At 66.3% G+C, this 15,509-nt stretch carries 15 protein-coding genes; 11 read left to right on the forward strand and 4 right to left on the reverse strand.

Annotation, left to right across the window (positions count from 1 at the left end):
• Nucleotides 1-15: 15 nt before the first annotated feature.
• The 10 genes from KUV26_RS18485 to KUV26_RS18530 all read left to right on the forward strand — a co-directional run bounded on the left by KUV26_RS18485 (nt 16) and on the right by KUV26_RS18530 (nt 9,201).
• Complete coding sequence (locus tag KUV26_RS18485; protein WP_409996953.1) at nt 16-1,413, forward strand: MFS transporter; 1,398 nt, start codon at nt 16-18, stop codon at nt 1,411-1,413.
• Nucleotides 1,410-2,279 carry a penicillin-insensitive murein endopeptidase gene (gene mepA / locus KUV26_RS18490; RefSeq protein ID WP_222509476.1) on the forward strand — a complete coding sequence of 290 codons (870 nt, stop codon included), beginning with the start codon at nt 1,410-1,412 and terminating at the stop codon, nt 2,277-2,279. Before KUV26_RS18485 ends, mepA begins: the two co-directional genes overlap by 4 nt.
• On the forward strand, nt 2,252-3,163 hold the full coding sequence (locus KUV26_RS18495) for an esterase-like activity of phytase family protein (RefSeq protein WP_222504712.1): 912 nt from the start codon (nt 2,252-2,254) through the stop codon (nt 3,161-3,163). The genes mepA and KUV26_RS18495 overlap by 28 nt, the downstream gene beginning before the upstream one ends.
• A 182-nt stretch (nt 3,164-3,345) precedes the next feature.
• Nucleotides 3,346-3,981: a queuosine precursor transporter gene (locus KUV26_RS18500; RefSeq protein ID WP_222509477.1), complete on the forward strand. Its 636-nt coding sequence runs from the start codon at nt 3,346-3,348 to the stop codon at nt 3,979-3,981.
• Nucleotides 3,982-4,244: 263 nt separating this feature from the next.
• Nucleotides 4,245-4,664, forward strand: a complete 420-nt coding sequence (gene arfB / locus KUV26_RS18505; protein ID WP_222504714.1) for an alternative ribosome rescue aminoacyl-tRNA hydrolase ArfB — start codon at nt 4,245-4,247, stop codon at nt 4,662-4,664.
• Between the two features lie 65 nt (nt 4,665-4,729).
• Nucleotides 4,730-5,476 (forward strand): SDR family oxidoreductase, encoded by a 747-nt coding sequence (locus tag KUV26_RS18510; RefSeq protein ID WP_222509478.1) that lies wholly within the window; start codon nt 4,730-4,732, stop codon nt 5,474-5,476.
• Nucleotides 5,477-5,561: 85 nt separating this feature from the next.
• The gene (locus KUV26_RS18515; protein WP_222509479.1) at nt 5,562-6,584 is read left to right on the forward strand and encodes a P1 family peptidase; all 1,023 of its coding nucleotides are present in this window, start codon (nt 5,562-5,564) and stop codon (nt 6,582-6,584) included.
• A 108-nt stretch (nt 6,585-6,692) separates the two neighbouring features.
• A complete protein-coding gene (locus KUV26_RS18520) occupies nt 6,693-7,169 on the forward strand; it encodes a c-type cytochrome (protein WP_222509480.1) in 477 nt (158 codons plus the stop codon).
• Nucleotides 7,170-7,321: 152 nt separating this feature from the next.
• Nucleotides 7,322-7,864 carry an isopentenyl-diphosphate Delta-isomerase gene (idi, locus tag KUV26_RS18525; RefSeq protein WP_222504718.1) on the forward strand — a complete coding sequence of 181 codons (543 nt, stop codon included), beginning with the start codon at nt 7,322-7,324 and terminating at the stop codon, nt 7,862-7,864.
• Nucleotides 7,865-7,944: 80 nt separating this feature from the next.
• Nucleotides 7,945-9,201, forward strand: coding sequence for a flavin-dependent oxidoreductase (locus KUV26_RS18530; RefSeq protein WP_222509481.1), 1,257 nt, complete (start codon nt 7,945-7,947; stop codon nt 9,199-9,201).
• A 247-nt stretch (nt 9,202-9,448) separates the two neighbouring features.
• Here the strand turns inward: KUV26_RS18530 and glpK are convergent, their stop codons facing one another.
• The 3 genes from glpK to panB form a co-directional block, all read right to left on the reverse strand.
• The gene (gene glpK / locus KUV26_RS18535) at nt 9,449-10,939 is read right to left on the reverse strand and encodes a glycerol kinase GlpK (protein WP_222509482.1); all 1,491 of its coding nucleotides are present in this window, start codon (nt 10,937-10,939) and stop codon (nt 9,449-9,451) included.
• 67 nt (nt 10,940-11,006) lie between these two features.
• Complete coding sequence (panC, locus tag KUV26_RS18540; RefSeq protein WP_222509483.1) at nt 11,007-11,867, reverse strand: pantoate--beta-alanine ligase; 861 nt, start codon at nt 11,865-11,867, stop codon at nt 11,007-11,009.
• Nucleotides 11,868-11,875: 8 nt separating this feature from the next.
• A complete protein-coding gene (gene panB, locus KUV26_RS18545) occupies nt 11,876-12,706 on the reverse strand; it encodes a 3-methyl-2-oxobutanoate hydroxymethyltransferase (protein WP_222504722.1) in 831 nt (276 codons plus the stop codon).
• A 166-nt stretch (nt 12,707-12,872) separates the two neighbouring features.
• Here panB and KUV26_RS18550 point away from each other — a divergent pair, with 166 nt between their 5' ends.
• On the forward strand, nt 12,873-14,351 hold the full coding sequence (locus KUV26_RS18550) for an ABC transporter substrate-binding protein (protein WP_222509484.1): 1,479 nt from the start codon (nt 12,873-12,875) through the stop codon (nt 14,349-14,351).
• On the opposite strand, the gene KUV26_RS18555 is transcribed toward KUV26_RS18550, so the two are convergent.
• Nucleotides 14,335-15,465 (reverse strand): acetoin utilization protein AcuC, encoded by a 1,131-nt coding sequence (locus KUV26_RS18555; protein ID WP_222509485.1) that lies wholly within the window; start codon nt 15,463-15,465, stop codon nt 14,335-14,337. The genes KUV26_RS18550 and KUV26_RS18555 overlap by 17 nt on opposite strands.
• Between the last annotated feature and the right edge of the window lie 44 nt (nt 15,466-15,509).

Genomic DNA, 15,509 nt, shown 5'->3' on the forward strand with positions numbered 1-15,509 from the left:
CCCTGCCCGCCTGCCATACCTGAAGGCAACAATAACAAGAGGGCGGGCATGCAGCAGGTATCCTTGCGCAAGCGCATCTGGGGGTGGTGGTTCTTCGATTGGGCCAGCCAGCCGTATCACACGCTGCTGGTCACCTTTGTCTTCAGCCCGTTCTTTGCCGCGGTGGCGGCAGAGCATTTCATGGACCTGGGGCTGGACGACGAGGCCGCCAAGGCGCAGGCCCAGACCGTGTGGTCGATGTGCCTGACGGTGACCGGCCTGATCATCGGTTTCGGCGCGCCGTTCATGGGGGCGCTGGCCGATATCTCCGGACGGCGGCGGCCCTGGATCATGATGTTCTCGCTGCTGTATGTGCTGGGCGCCTGCGGCCTGTGGTTCATGGACCCGGGCGGCAGCAACCTGTGGTGGATGCTGATCAGTTTCGGCGCCGGCTTCATCGGCGCGGAGTTCGCGCTGATCTTCGTCAATGCGCAACTGCCGTCGCTGGCCGGCAGGGAGGACGTCGGCGATGTCTCCGGCTCCGGCTTTGCCTTTGGCTATCTGGGCGGGGTGATTTCGCTGTTCATCATGCTCCTGTTGTTTGTCGAGCAGGCCAGCGGCAAGACCCTGATCGGCCTCAGCCCGCTGTTCGGGCTGGACGCGGAGGCGCGCGAGGGCACCCGCGCCGTCGGCCCCTTCACCGCGCTGTGGTTCGCCGTCTTCATGATCCCCTATTTTCTGTGGATGCGCGAAGGCCGTGCCACCGGCCGGCGCGGCACGATCGGGCAGGCGGTGGCGCTGGTGGTGCAATCGGTGAAGAACCTGCGCAACCGGATCAGCCTCGCCAGCTACCTCGGCTCCTCGATGCTGTACCGCGACGCGCTGAACGGGCTTTACGGGTTTGGCGGAGTTTACGCCAAGCTGGTGCTGGGCTGGCAGATCACCCTGATCGGCGTGTTCGGCATCGTGGCGGCGCTGGCGGCCACCCTGTTCTGCTGGATCGGCGGCAAGGCGGACCGGAAATTCGGGCCGAAGGCGGTGATCATCGCCTCCATCTTGGTCCTCAGCTGTGTCTGCCTGACCATCGTCAGCATGTCGCGCGAGCAGATCTACGGCATCCCCCTGGCTGAGGGCTCAACACTGCCGGATGCGGTGTTCTTCGGCTGCGGCGTGCTGATCGGCGGTTTCGGCGGCATCCTACAATCGGCCAGCCGCAGCCTGATGGTGCGCCACACCGTCCCGCTGAAAGCGACCGAGAGCTTTGGCCTTTATGGCCTGTCGGGGCGCGCCACCGCTTTTCTGGCGCCGATGCTGATCGGCGTTGCCACCACTGTTACCGGCAGCGCCCGGCTGGGGATCACCCCGGTCATCGCGCTGTTTCTGATCGGATTGGTACTGTTATTCTGGGTTCATGGAGAAGGAGATCAGAGTTGAGACTGTTACTAGCCATCTGTCTGGCGGTGGCGGGATGGAGTGTTCCGGCAAGCGCGCAGACCCCCGCCAAGGCGCTGTTCGGCGCCAAGCCGAGCGCCTCGCAGCAGCGGCCCGCGCCGTTCGGATCCTACGCCAAGGGCTGCGTGGCCGGCGCCGCGCAGCTGCCAGAGACCGGTCCCACCTGGCAGGCGATGCGGCTCAGCCGCAACCGCAACTGGGGCCATCCGGAAGCGATCGATTTCGTCAAGGACCTGAGCCGCGTCGCCGCCAGGCAGCGCGGCTGGAAGGGGCTCTATATCGGCGACATCAGCCAGCCGCGCGGCGGACCGATGCTGTCGGGCCACCGCAGCCATCAGATCGGCCTCGATATCGACATCTGGATGCGCCCGCCGGACCGGCTGAACCTCAGCCGCAGCGCGCGCGAAAACATCTCCTCGATCTCGATGCGCCGGGCCAAAGGCGCCTATGTGAACAGCAGCTGGACGCGGGCGCACCACGAGATTCTGAAGGCCGCGGCGCAGGACAGGCGGGTGGCACGGATCTTCGTGTTTCCCGGCGCCAAGGTGCAGATGTGCAACGACGAAAAGGGCGACCGCCGCTGGCTGCGCAAGATCCGGCCCTGGTGGGGGCACCATTACCACTTCCATGTGCGGCTGAACTGCCCCCGCGGCGCCCGCGGCTGCGTTGATCAGGCGGCCCCGCCCAAAGGCGACGGATGCGCCGATGCGCAGCAGTGGGTGAGCAACATTCTGAACCCGCCGCCGCCGAAACCGGTTGACCCCAGCGCGCCCAAGCCTAAACCACGGCGGGACTACACCCTTTCGGACCTGCCCAAGCAATGCGCCGCCGTTCTGCAATCAAACTGATCCTGGCTGTTGCCGCTGCCGCCGGCCTGGCGGCAGCAGGCTATGCCGCCAGCCGCCCGCTGGCGGAGGAGAGCAAGGCACAGTACCTGAGCAGCTACACCTGGACGTTGAAAAAGCCCTGGTTCGGCGGATTTTCGGCACTGAAGATCACCGATGGCGGCAGCGCCATGGTGGTGCTGAGCGACCGGTCAACGCTGGTGACGGCCCGGATCGCACGCCGCCAGGGCCGGATTTCGGGCATTACGGCGGCAAGCGCGCACCGCCTGCGCGCCTCCACCGGCAAGACCCTGCGCGGCTTTGCCGGCGACAGCGAGGGCCTGGCCATCGCGCCGGACGGCAGCCGCTACATCTCATTCGAGGGCGCGGCGCGGGTCGCCCGCTACCGCCGGCCCGAGGCCCCCGCCGAGGTGCTGCCGCGGCCCAAGGCGTTCCGGAAGCTGCCGCCCAACAAGTCGCTGGAAACCCTAGCCATCGACTCCCGCGGCCGGCTCTACACGCTGCCGGAGCGCGCCTTTGACAAAAACGGCCGGATCCCGGTCTGGCGCTGGAACGGGCGGCGCTGGTCGCGCCCCTTCAGCCTGCCGCCGCGCGGCGGCTTCCTGCCGGTGGATGCGGATTTCGGCCCCGACGGGCGGTTCTACCTCTTGGAGCGCGACCTGACCCTTCTGGGCTTCCGCAGCCGCCTGCGCCGCTGGGACATCACCGCCGCCGGGCCGGTGAATGAAACCACCCTGCTGCTAACCGGCCCCGGCACCCATGACAACCTCGAAGGGCTGTCGGTCTGGCTGGACGGAACCGGCCGGATGCGCGCAACCATGGTATCGGACGACAACTTCCTGCCGGTGCAGCGCACCGAGTTGGTGGAATACGCCCTGCCCCGCTGACACGCGCGTCGCGCCCAACCGCAAGGGGTCCTTCGCAGAAGGCACCCGGCGCGGGCGGGAGCCCTCCTTGTCCCGGCCGTGGACGCGGAAACCTTGCAGGACAGGCCTGTGCGGTCTAAAGGGGCCGGTCTTTTGCCGCTGCGGAGCCCGCTTCGCGGCCCTGGAACAAACGGATCAAGCGCATGACCCGCTCGCATATTCCCGGCATTCTTGCCATGGCCGCCGTGGTGGCGGCCTCCAACGTCCTTGTGCAATTCCTGTTCGGCGACTGGCTGACCTGGGGCGCCTTCACCTACCCTGTGGCCTTCCTGGTGACCGACGTGATGAACCGCGTCTACGGCGCCGCCGCCGCGCGCAAGGTGGTGGCGGCCGGGTTCATCACCGGGGTGATCTGCTCTCTGATCGGCACCCGGATCATGCTTGAAGGCGACGGCTTCACCTACCCGGCGGTGACGCTGCGCATCGCGCTCGGCTCCGGCCTCGCCTTTCTGACGGCGCAGATGCTGGACGTCGCCGTCTTTTCTGCCTTGCGCGAAGGAAAGTGGTGGCGGGCGCCGCTGGCCTCCACCCTGATCGGCTCCTCGGTGGACACCGCGATCTTCTTCACCGTCGCCTTTTCCGTGTCGCTGGCCTGGATCGAACCGGCCAATGATGTGTCCTGGGCCGGCGACATGCTGCCGCTGATCGGACTGGGGCCGGTGGTGCCCTATTGGGTCTCGCTCGCGTTCGCCGATTGGCTGGTGAAATTGTCGCTGGCGCTGCTCGCGCTTGTGCCCTTCCGCATCATCGTGCGTTCGTTAACCAAAAAGGCCACATGATTTTGTTTTGACATTGGCCGAATCTGTGGCAGGCTGAACTTACACGAAACATCAGAAAGGAGGTGCCCATTGTCTAGAGAAGCTATGGAGAGCAGTGCCGGAACAGTTCAGAAGGAGTGCGGCCGAGGCAGCCCTTGGTACGTATAGATCACTGAATTGGTGCTGACCTAACCGGTGCACCTCCTATCATCTCGAAGGGCTGTTCCCCGCGTGTGGAACAGCCCTTTCGATTTTGGAAGACCCTGCCGCAAAACACCTAAGCCATGATCCGCATAAACGACCAAATCGCCCTGCAGGACTGGGAAATGACCGAGAGCTTCATCCGCGCCTCGGGCCCCGGCGGGCAGAATGTGAACAAGGTGGCGACCGCGGTGGAGCTGCGGTTCGAGGCCGAGCGCTCGCCGGCGCTGGCGCCTGCGGTCAAATCCCGGCTGAAACGGCTGGCCGGGCGGCGCTGGACCAAGGACGGCGCCATCATCCTGCAGTGCGACGAGACCCGCTCGCAGCAGCGGAACCGCGAAATCGTGCGCGAGCGGCTGGCGGAGCTGGTGCGCAAGGCGCTGGTGGCGCCCAAGCGGCGCATCGCCACCAAACCCACCCGCGGCTCGGTCAAGCGGCGGCTGGAGGCCAAGAAGCAGCGCGGCGAGCTGAAAGCGACGCGCGGTAAAATCGACCCGGATTGAAACCGCGGATTGCACAGCGCTTCCGCCCGGCCCATGCTGTTGCCAGACAGTTTGGGAGGAATATCATGCGGCTGGACGGAAAAACCGCCATCGTGACCGGCGGCGCCTCGGGCTTTGGCGCAGGCATCGTGCGCAAGTTCCTGGCCGAAGGCGCCCGGGTGATGATTGCCGATATCAACGGGGCAGCCGCGGAAGCGATGGCGGCTGAGCATGGCGGCAACGCCATCGCGCAAATCGTGGATGTTTCCGACGGCGGTTCGGTCACCGCGATGGCGGAGGCGGCGCTGGCGGCCTTCGGGCATCTCGACATTCTGGTCAACAATGCCGGCGTCACCCATCTGCCCGCGCCGCTGGAAGACATCTCCGAGGACGACTTCGACCGGGTGATGGGGGTCAACATGAAATCGGTCTACCTGACCGCCCGCGCCCTGGTGCCGCATATGAAGGCCAACCAGCGGGGCGCAATCCTGAATGTTGCCTCCACCGCCGGGGTGTCGCCGCGCCCGAACCTCAACTGGTACAACGCCTCCAAGGGCTGGATGATCACCGCTACCCGGACGATGGCGGTGGAGCTGGCGCCGCACGGGGTGCGGGTCAACGCAATCAACCCGGTGGCCGGGGAAACCCCGCTGCTCAAGTCCTTCATGGGAGAGGACACCCCGGAGATGCGCGCCAAGTTCCTGTCCACCATCCCGATCGGCCGGTTCTCGACGCCGGAGGACATGGGCAATGCGGCCTGCTTCCTGTGCTCGGACGAGGCGGCCATGGTGACAGGCGTCGCAATGGAAGTCGACGGCGGCCGCTGCATCTAGCCCTCCCTCTTTCATCTTTCCGGAAAATACTCCCGCCGGAGGCAGCGCGCGCCAGCGCGCTTCAGTCAAAAAAGGACCGCGCAACATGCTCCCCGGGCCCAGAAACCTGATCACCGACGTGCCCGGCATCCTTGTCGGCAACGCCCAGGACGCCACGTTAAAATCGGGCACCACCGTGCTGACATCGGACAGTTCCTTCACTGCCTCGGTGCATGTGATGGGCGGCGCGCCGGGCACGCGCGAGACGGATCTGCTGGCGCCCGACAAATCGGTGGCCAAGATCGACGCGCTGGTGCTGTCGGGCGGCTCCGCCTTCGGTCTCGATGCCTGCTCCGGGGTGATGGACGCGCTGCACGAGGCCGGCCGCGGCTATCCGGTCGGGCCGGCGCGGGTGCCGCTGGTGCCGGGGGCCATTCTCTTTGACCTGCTGAACGGCGGCGCTAAGGCGTGGCGGGAAAACCCCTACCGCGCCCTGGGCCGTGCCGCTTTCGAAGCCGCGGCACCGGACTTCGCTCTCGGCACTGCCGGCGCAGGCACCGGCGCATTGACCGCGATGCTCAAGGGCGGTCTCGGCTCGGCCTCGCTGGTGCTGGAGGGCGGTGCCACCGTCGGCGCCCTGGTGGCCGCCAACCCGCTGGGCGCCGCCACCACACCGGGCGAGCGGCATTTCTGGGCTGCCCCTTATGAAATCGGCGAGGAATTCGGCGGCGCCGGCCCCGACCCGGACGCCGGGCTGGGCCGCGTTCTGGAGAGCCGCAAGACGGCTGCGCTCCAGAAACTGGCCGGCTCGCCGCTGCCGCCGGAGCGCGCCAACACCACCATTGCCATCGTCGCCACAGACGCCGCGCTGACCAAGGCGCAGTGCCAGCGCCTGGCCACTGCCGCCCACGACGGCATCGGCCGCGCCATCGTGCCCGCGCATTCTCCGGGCGACGGCGATCTGGTGTTTGCCGCCAGCACCGGGGCGCGAGCGCTGGACGCGCCAGACGCAGACCTTGGAACGCTCTGCCATGCCGCTGCGTTGTGCCTTAGCAGAGCCATCGCACGGGCCGTCTATCTTGCCCGCCCGGAGCCCGGAGACCTGCTGCCCTGCTGGGCCGCGTCCTGAAAACTGCGGTCTCCTGCAGGGGCTTTGATGCGCGTCAAACTGCCGGTTGACACCGCAGGATATTGGATCATGAGTCACACCTGCCAACTCAGAACTGGAGCAAGCAATATGAAACCTCTTTTGACTGCCGCGATTTTCGGCCTCCTCGCCGCCCCCGCCTTTGCCGAAGGCGACCCGGAAGCTGGCGAAAAAGGGTTCAACAAGTGCAAGTCCTGCCACACCGTCACTTCGGATGCCGGCGACGTGATCATCAAGGGCGGCAAGACCGGTCCCAACCTGTGGGGTCTGGCCGGACGCCAGGCAGGCACGGCCGATGGCTTCAACTACAGCGATGACCTGGTCGCGGCAGGCGAGGCCGGACTGGTCTGGGATGAAGAGAAATTCGTCAGCTTCACCGCCGACCCCAAGAAGTTCCTGCAGGCCGAAACCGGCAACAGCAAGGCCAAGTCGAAAATGTCCTTCCGCCTGAGGAAGGGCGGCGAGGATATCTATGCTTTCCTGGCCAGCCACGGCCCTGCACCGGCAGAGGAAGCTCCGGCGGACAGCGCCGCAGCTGAGGAAAGCACGGAAGCCGCCACCGAATAACACCGGCCTTCCGGCTGGAGACCCGAAAAGCCGCGGCATTTTCGCCGCGGCTTTTCGCGTAATTGCTTTCCGGGCCGGCAAACGTTAGCGGTAGGAGCCAGGCCATCGCGATTGCGGCAGGCCGCGCCTGAGAAAACCGTCACGGACACAGTATGAGCCACATGATCCCCGCCTGGGTGAACGGTGAATTGACACCGGTTGACAAGCTGGCCGCGCATGAGCGCGGGCTGAAGCACAAGGCTGTCTCTGTCTTTGTGGTGAAAGGCGTGGAAATCCTGATGCAGCGGCGGGCGATGGGGAAGTACCACACGCCGGGGTTGTGGGCCAACACCTGCTGCACCCACCCGATGTGGGACGAGCAGCCCTCGGCCTGCGCGGTGCGGCGGATGAAGGAGGAACTGGGGCTGACCGGGCTCTACCCCGAGTTCCGCCACCACCTGGAATACCGCGCCGATGTCGGCAACGGGCTGGTCGAGCACGAGGCGGTGGATGTGTTCCTGGCCCATGCCCACCGGCCGCTGCGGATCGCCGCCAACCCGGACGAGGTGATGGAGACCCGTTGGGTCGATTACCACGACCTGCTGGCGGAGGTGAGCCGCCATCCCGAACGCTTCACCCCCTGGCTGAAGATCTACCTGCACAATTACGCCGACGTGATCTTTGGCCCCGACCTGATCATCGCCGGACGCCGCTGACTCCCCTTTCCTTCCATGCCCGCTTGCCCTGCTGCGCGCACCGTGCTTATGTGCCCGGACAATTAGGGAGTATACTTATCATGTCCATCCTCATCGCCGGCGGCGGCATTGCCGGGCTGACCCTCGGGCTGACGCTGCATCAGACTGGCGTGCCGTTCCGCATCTTTGAAGCGGCGCAGGAACTGAAGCCGATGGGCGTCGGCATCAACCTGCAGCCCAACGCGGTGCGGGAGCTGCTGGACATGGGGCTGGATGCAGAGCTGGGCGCCATCGGCGTGCAGACCCGGCAGCTGGGGTTCTACAGCAAACTGGGCAAGACGATCTGGGAAGAGCCGCGCGGCTTGGGCGCAGGCTATGCCTGGCCGCAGTATTCGGTTCACCGGGGCGAATTGCAGATGATGCTCTACCGGGCTCTGATGAAGCGGGCCGGGCCGGATTGCCTGGAAACCGGCGCGCGGGCGGGCGGGTTTGAACACACGGACGGCGGCGCCGCGCTCCTGCTGGCGGACGGACGGCGGTTCGAAGGATCGCTAGTTGTTGCAGCGGATGGCATCCACTCCGCCCTGCGTGTGCAGATGGTGCCGGATGAGGGCGCGCCCATCTGGAACGGCCGCATCCTGTGGCGGGCCACCTCTAGGGCACCGGCCTTCAAGGGCGGCGCGGCGATGGCCATGATCGGCCATGACCATCTGCGGCTGGTGGCCTACCCGATCTCTGCCCCCGATGCGGAGGGCCGTGTCACCATGAACTGGATTGCGGAGAAGAGCTTTGACCCTTCCGCGCCCTGGCGCCGCGAGGACTGGAACCGGCCCGCAGACATCCAGGAGTTTCTGCCGGACTTCGAAGACTGGCAGTTCGATTGGATCGACGTGCCCGCGCTGATCCGCGGCGCCGAAGTGGTCTATGAATATCCGATGGTGGACCGCGACCCGCTGGCGCGCTGGAGCGCAGGCAACGTGACGCTGATGGGAGACGCCGCGCATCCGACCTATCCGGTGGGCTCCAACGGCGCCAGCCAGGCCATTGTCGATGCGCGGGTGATCGGCGCCAAGCTGCTGGAACACGGGGTGAATGCCGCCGCGCTCCAGGCCTATGAGGCAGAGGTGCGCCCGGTGACCACGGCAGTGGGCCAGGCCAACCGCGCGGGCGGCGGGCCGGACGGTGTGCTGCAACGGGTCGAGGACCTGTGCGGCGGCGACTTTGCAGACATCGGCGAGGTGATTCCGCAAGCCGAACTGGCCGCCCATGCCGCCAAGTACAAATCGATTGCGGGGTTCTCCATTGAGGAACTGAACGCGCGCCCTCCGACCATCCCGACAGGCGCCCGCATCAGCTGAAGCACTCCTGCGGCCAGCCGCGGGTCAAGGGCGGCACTGCCGCCGTGCGGCAGGCACGGTTCACCCTTGAAGCGCGGATGGGTGTGAACACACTCGGCCAGGCGCGTTTAAGGGCAGACCTGCCCTTAAACCGCTTCTCAGCGAAAAAACGCCGCGCAAAGCGCGGCGCCACGCCCAACTGTGAGGCCCATTCCATGAATGGGCAGAAGCAGGCGGGAGCGCCCCGCCCTGCCCTGTTTTACCGCGGTCAGACTCCGATCACCGCCTGCACCGCGCGCTGCCAGCGGGCATAGGCGGCCTCGCGCGCGGCGGGCTGCATCAACGGCACGAACTGGCGGTCGAGCTTCCAGGTATCGGCAAATCCGGTCTGATCCGGGTAAATCCCGGCCCGCATCCCCGCCAGCCAGGCCGCGCCCAGCGCCGTGGTTTCCTGCATCACCGGGCGGTCGACGGCGGCGCCCAGCAGGTCCGACAGGCTCTGCATGGTCCAGTCGCTGGCGCTCATGCCGCCGTCGACGCGCAGGGTCACGGTGTGGTGGCTGTCATCCTCCCAGTCGGCGCGCATCGCCTCATAGAGATCGCGGGTCTGGTAGGCGACGCTTTGCAGCGCGGCGCGGGCGAATTCGGCAGGGCCGGAGTTGCGGGTGAGGCCGAACATGCCGCCGCGGCATTCCGGCTCCCAATACGGCGCGCCGAGACCGGTGAAGGCGGGCACCAGGATCACGTCCTGGCCCGGGTCGGCCCGCAAGGCCAGCTCGCCCGACTCGGACGCCTGTCCGATGATCCCCAGCCCGTCGCGCAGCCATTGCACCGCGGCGCCGGCAATAAAGATCGAGCCTTCCAGCGCATAGGTCGGCTTGCCGTCGAGCTGATAGGCGATGGTGGTCAGCATCCGGTTCTTGGACACCACCGGCTCATCCCCGGTGTTCAGCAGCGCGAAGCAGCCGGTGCCGTAGGTGGATTTCATCATCCCCGGCTGGAAACAGGCCTGGCCGATGGTGGCCGCCTGCTGGTCGCCGGCCACGCCCAGAATCGGGATCTCCCCGCCCAGGATCTCCGGATCGGTGGTGCCGAAATCAGCGGCGCTGTCCTTCACCTCCGGCAGCATCTGCTGCGGCACCTCCAAGAGATCGCTGATGGTGCGGCTCCAGCGGCCCTTGCGGATGTCATACATCAGCGTGCGCGCAGCATTTGTGGCGTCGGTCACATGCGACGCGCCGCCGGTCAGGCGCCAGATCAGGAAGCTGTCCACGGTGCCGAACAGCAGCTCGCCTGCCGCGGCGCGGTCGCGCGCGCCGGGAACGGTGTCGAGAATCCATTTCACCTTGGTGCCGGAGAAATAGGGGTCTAGCAGCAGTCCGGTGCGGTCGGTGACCATCTCCTGGTGGCCGGCCTTGCGCAGTTCCTCGCAGATGGCCGCGGTGCGGCGGTCCTGCCAGACAATGGCGTTATGGACCGCCTTGCCGCTGGTCTTGTCCCAGACCACGGTGGTTTCGCGCTGGTTGGTGATGCCGATGCCCGCGATGTCAGCGGCGGTGGCATCCAGATCCGCCATCACCTTGCGGCAGACCGCGACGGTAGTGTCCCAGATCTCCTCCGGGTCATGCTCCACCCAGCCCGCCTGCGGGTAATGCTGGGTGAACTCCTGCTGTGCGGTGCCCGCGACCTGCATCCCCGCATCAAACAGGATTGCCCGGGTCGACGTGGTGCCCTGATCAATTGCCAGAATATAGTTCATCGGCTGCCCTCCAGTCTCCTCTGACCGGGGACAATAAACGCAAAGGTGCTATCGCTACCAGTCCCTACTAATAATTTAGTTGCAGAACTTCGATATTGTCGATCAGGCGGATGCCGTCCATCCAGGCGGCCGCCAGCAGGCGGGCCGGACGGGAGGGGGTGTCGAGCGCTTCCAGTGTTTCCGCGCAGCGCAAGTCGAAGTATTCCACATCGCCGAAGCCTGCCTCTGCCAGCGCCTGGCGCGCGGCGGCTTCCAGCGGCGCCCAGGGCTCGCCTGCCGATGCTTTGGCGGCAGCCTCCCGCATGGCGGCATTCAGCGCAGCTGCCCGGTCCAGCCCGTCCTGCGACAGGCGCAGGTTGCGCGAGGACATGGCGAGGCCCGACGGCTCGCGCACGGTTTCGCAGCCGATCACCTCGATCGGGATGTCCAGATCGCGGGCCATGCGGGTCACCACCATCAGCTGCTGGTAGTCCTTCTGGCCGAAAAAGGCCTTGTCCGCGCTGGTCTGCAGGAACAGTTTGGCGACCACCGTCGCCACCCCGTCGAAATGGCCGGGACGGAAAGGCCCCTCCATCACCGCGGTGGTGCTGCCGCCGACAGAGACATTGGTGGCATAGCCGCCGGGATAAATCTGGTCCGGGTCCGGCACATAAATCAAGTCGACGCCGTAAGGGGCAAGCTTTTCCGCGTCCTCGTTTTCGGTGCGCGGGTAGTTTGCCAGATCCTCCGGATTGTTGAACTGCTTGGGGTTCACGAAGATGGTCACGATCACCCGGTCGCAGGCGGCCTTGGCGGCCTCCACCAGCGACAGGTGGCCTGCATGCAGCGCGCCCATGGTCGGCACCAGAGCAATGGTTTCACCGGCGCGGCGCCAGCCGGCCGTCTTGGCGCGCAGATCAGCCAGGCGGCGCAGGATCGGAGCGGTCATGTCAGCAGTCATCCTTTGGAGGGGGCCTGATCGGAAAACACATGCTCTGCCGCGGGGAAGGTCCGCGCCCGCACTTCGGCAGCGTATTCGGCAATGCCGGCCTCTGCCAGCGGGCCAAGATCGGCGTAGCGTTTGACGAACTTCGGCTTGAAGGCGGTGAAGAAGCCCAGCATGTCATCGACCACCAGGATCTGCCCGTCGCAGCCCGCGCTGGCGCCGATGCCGATGGTGGGAATCGCCACCTCGGCGGTGATCTTGTCGGCCAGTTTCTGCGGCACCTTTTCCAGCACCACCGAGAACGCGCCGGCCTCCGCCACCGCGCGGGCGTCAGCCAGAACGGCTTCTGCCTGGTCCTCGCGGCCCTGAACCTTGTAGCCGCCCAGTGTGTTGATCGACTGCGGCGTCAGGCCGATATGCGCCATCACCGGGATGCCGCGCTTGACCAGGAAGCGGATGGTTTCGGCCATCTCGACGCCGCCTTCCAGCTTGACTGCGGCGCAGCCGGTTTCGGCCATCAGCCGGGCGGCATTGCGGAACGCCTGCTGCGGGCCTTCCTCATACGACCCGAACGGCATGTCGATGACCAGCATCGCCTGGCTCAGACCGCGCGCGACCGCCTGGCCGTGCATGATCATCATCTCCATGGTCACGCCGAGGGTGGAGGTCAGCCCGTGCAGCACCATGCCGACGCTGTCACCGACGAGCACGAAGTCGCAGTGCCTGTCCATCAGCCGCGCCATCGGCGTGGTATAGGCCGTCAGGCTCACCAAAGGGGTGCCGCCCTTGCGGGCCCGGATGTCTTCGGCGTTGGGCGCCTGTTTCTTGGCTGTCGCGCTCATGGCTGTCCTGTCCGCGGTTCTAGAGTGGACACGGATTACCAATTAACGCGGCGTGCTTCCAGTGCGCGAAATGCCGCCCGCCCTTGATTACGCTCGGGAAACAGGGAAACTCGTTTCCAATGGGCGCCATTTTCAGGCCCGCAGATTGCACACAGGGAGATTTCAGATGGGTTTCAGATCCTTTGTAGTTGCCGCCGGTTCCGCGCTGGCGCTGGCGGCGGGCAGCGCCTGGGCCAAGGACAGCGTCACCATCGGCCTGCAGCTGGAGCCGCCGCATCTGGACCCGACCAGTGCCGCCGCGCAGGCCATCGACTCGGTGGTTTACAGCAATGTCTTCGAGGGGCTCACGCGCTTCATGGGCGACGGCTCGGTGGTGCCAGGGCTGGCGGAAAGCTGGGAAATTTCAGAGGACGGCACGGTCTATACCTTCAAGCTGCGTGAGGGCGTCACCTTCCACGACGGCAGCGCGATGGATGCGGAGGATGTGAAATTCTCGCTCGACCGCGCCCGCGCCGAGGACAGCACCAACGCGCAGAAAGCGCTGTTCGAAGGGATCACCGCCGTGGATGCGGTGGACCCACAGACCGTGCAGATCACGCTGGAGGCGCCGAACGGCAGCCTGCTGTTCAACCTGGCCTGGGGCGATGCGGTGATCGTGGCGCCGGAGAGCATCGACAGCATCAAGACCAATCCGGTCGGCACCGGCGCTTATACCTTCCAGGAATGGGTGCAGGGCGACCGCATCACGCTGGCGCGCAACCCGGATTATTGGGGCGATCAGCCGGCGCTGGCCTCCGCCACCTTCAAGTTCATCTCCGACCCGACCGCGGCCTTTGCCGCGATGATGGCGGAAGATATTGACGCTTTCGACAACTTCCCGGCGCCGGAAAACCTGCCGCAATTCGACGCCGACCCGCGGTTCCAGGTTCTGGTGGGCTCCACCGAAGGCGAGACCATCCTGTCCACCAACAACAAGCAGCCGCCGTTCGACGATATACGGGTGCGGCAGGCAGTGGCCCATGCCATCGACCGTCAGGCGATCATTGATGGCGCAATGTTCGGCTACGGCACCCCGATCGGCACCCATTTCGCGCCGCACCACCCGGCCTACAAGGATCTGACCGGCATGTCCGCCCATGACCCGGAGCAGGCCAGGGCGCTGCTGGCCGAGGCCGGGTTCCCGGACGGGTTCGAGACCACCCTGCACCTGCCGCCGCCCTCCTATGCCCGCCGCGGCGGCGAGATCGTTGCTGCGCAGCTGGCCGCCATCGGCATCAAGGCGGAGATCATCAACGTGGAATGGGCGCAGTGGCTGGAGAGCGTGTTCCGCGGCAAGAGCTTTGGCCTGACCATCGTCAGCCATACCGAGCCGATGGACATCGGCATCTATGCCCGGCCTGACTATTACTTCCAGTATAACAGCAAGGCGTTCCAGGAGCTGATGAACCGGCTGAACGCGACCACCGACCCGGATACCCGAACCGCAATCCTGCAGCAAGCGCAGGAGATGATCGCAGCGGATTACGTCAACGGCTACCTGTTCCAGCTGGCCAAGCTGGGCGTCGCTAAGGCCGGGCTACAGGGGCTTTGGGAGAACGCGCCCACAGCGGCCATCGACCTGAGCGCGCTCAGCTGGGCGGAATGATGCCCGCCCCCGCCCGCAGATAGGCCACCCGCTCCCGGATCACTTGCCGGATCTCCCCGCCGCGCGGCTGATCCCGGAGCGTCGTGAACCAATGCTCCGGCGGGTTGCGGCCCAGCCGGTTGCCGGTGAACTCCAGCCCGCGCAGCACGGCCTCTCCGGCGGCAGGCAGCCTCTCCGGCAACTCAATCCCGTTCAGCACGGCCCAGACACCGGTCCAGAGCCGCCCGACCGACCACGGGTTATAGCCGCCCCCGCCCAGCACCAGATACCGCGGCGCCATCCCCGTCAGCGCCCGCACCACCGCCCAATGGGCATTGTTCGACAGGTCCAGATGCGGCAGCGGGTCTTCAGTCACCGCATCGGCCCCGCATTGCAGCACGATGGCATCCGGCGCGAAACGCTCGACCGCCGGCAGGATCAGGGAGTCTCGGATGAACGCCATCTCGTCATCGTTGAAGCCGCGCGGCACCGGCATGTTCAGGGCTGATCCGCCCGCATCCTCCGTCAGCATGCCGGTCTTGGGCCAGAGGTTTTCCTCATGCACCGAGATCATCAGCACGTCCGCATCACCGGCAAAGCCGTGCTCCACCCCGTCGGCGTGATGCGCGTCGATGTCGACATAGGCGATCCGCTGCGCGCCGTGGTGGCGCAGCGACAGCATCGCCAGCACCGGATCGTTCAGATAGCAGAAGCCGTTGGCCCTGTCCGGCATCCCGTGATGGGTGCCGCCCGCCGGGTTGTAAACGATGCCGCCGCCCGCCAGCAGCTCGCCCGCCAGGATCGAGCCGCCCGCGGCGGTGGCCGGGCGGCGGTAAATCTCCGGGAACACCGGGTTGGAGATGGTGCCGAGATGATGCCGCGCGCGTACCGCCGCGGTCACCTCCTGCGCTGCTTCCGCCGCCTGCAGCGCCGCGATGTATTCGGGCGTGTGCCAGACGGTCAGCGCCGCCGGCTTGGCGCGGGGCGAGTTCACATAGACCGCATCCGGCAGCCAGCCCAGCGCCCGGGACAGATCCATGACAGTAGACACCCGCGGCACCCGCAGCGGATGGGTGCGGCCATAGGACGATCCGCGGTAGATTTCCGATCCGATGAACAGGGGGCGCGACAGCATGGCCCAGTGATAGCCGGTTTCGCGCTGCGGCCAAAGGGCCTCCC

The sequence above is a fragment of the Leisingera daeponensis genome (assembly GCF_019801465.1).
Classification (GTDB): domain Bacteria; phylum Pseudomonadota; class Alphaproteobacteria; order Rhodobacterales; family Rhodobacteraceae; genus Leisingera; species Leisingera daeponensis_A.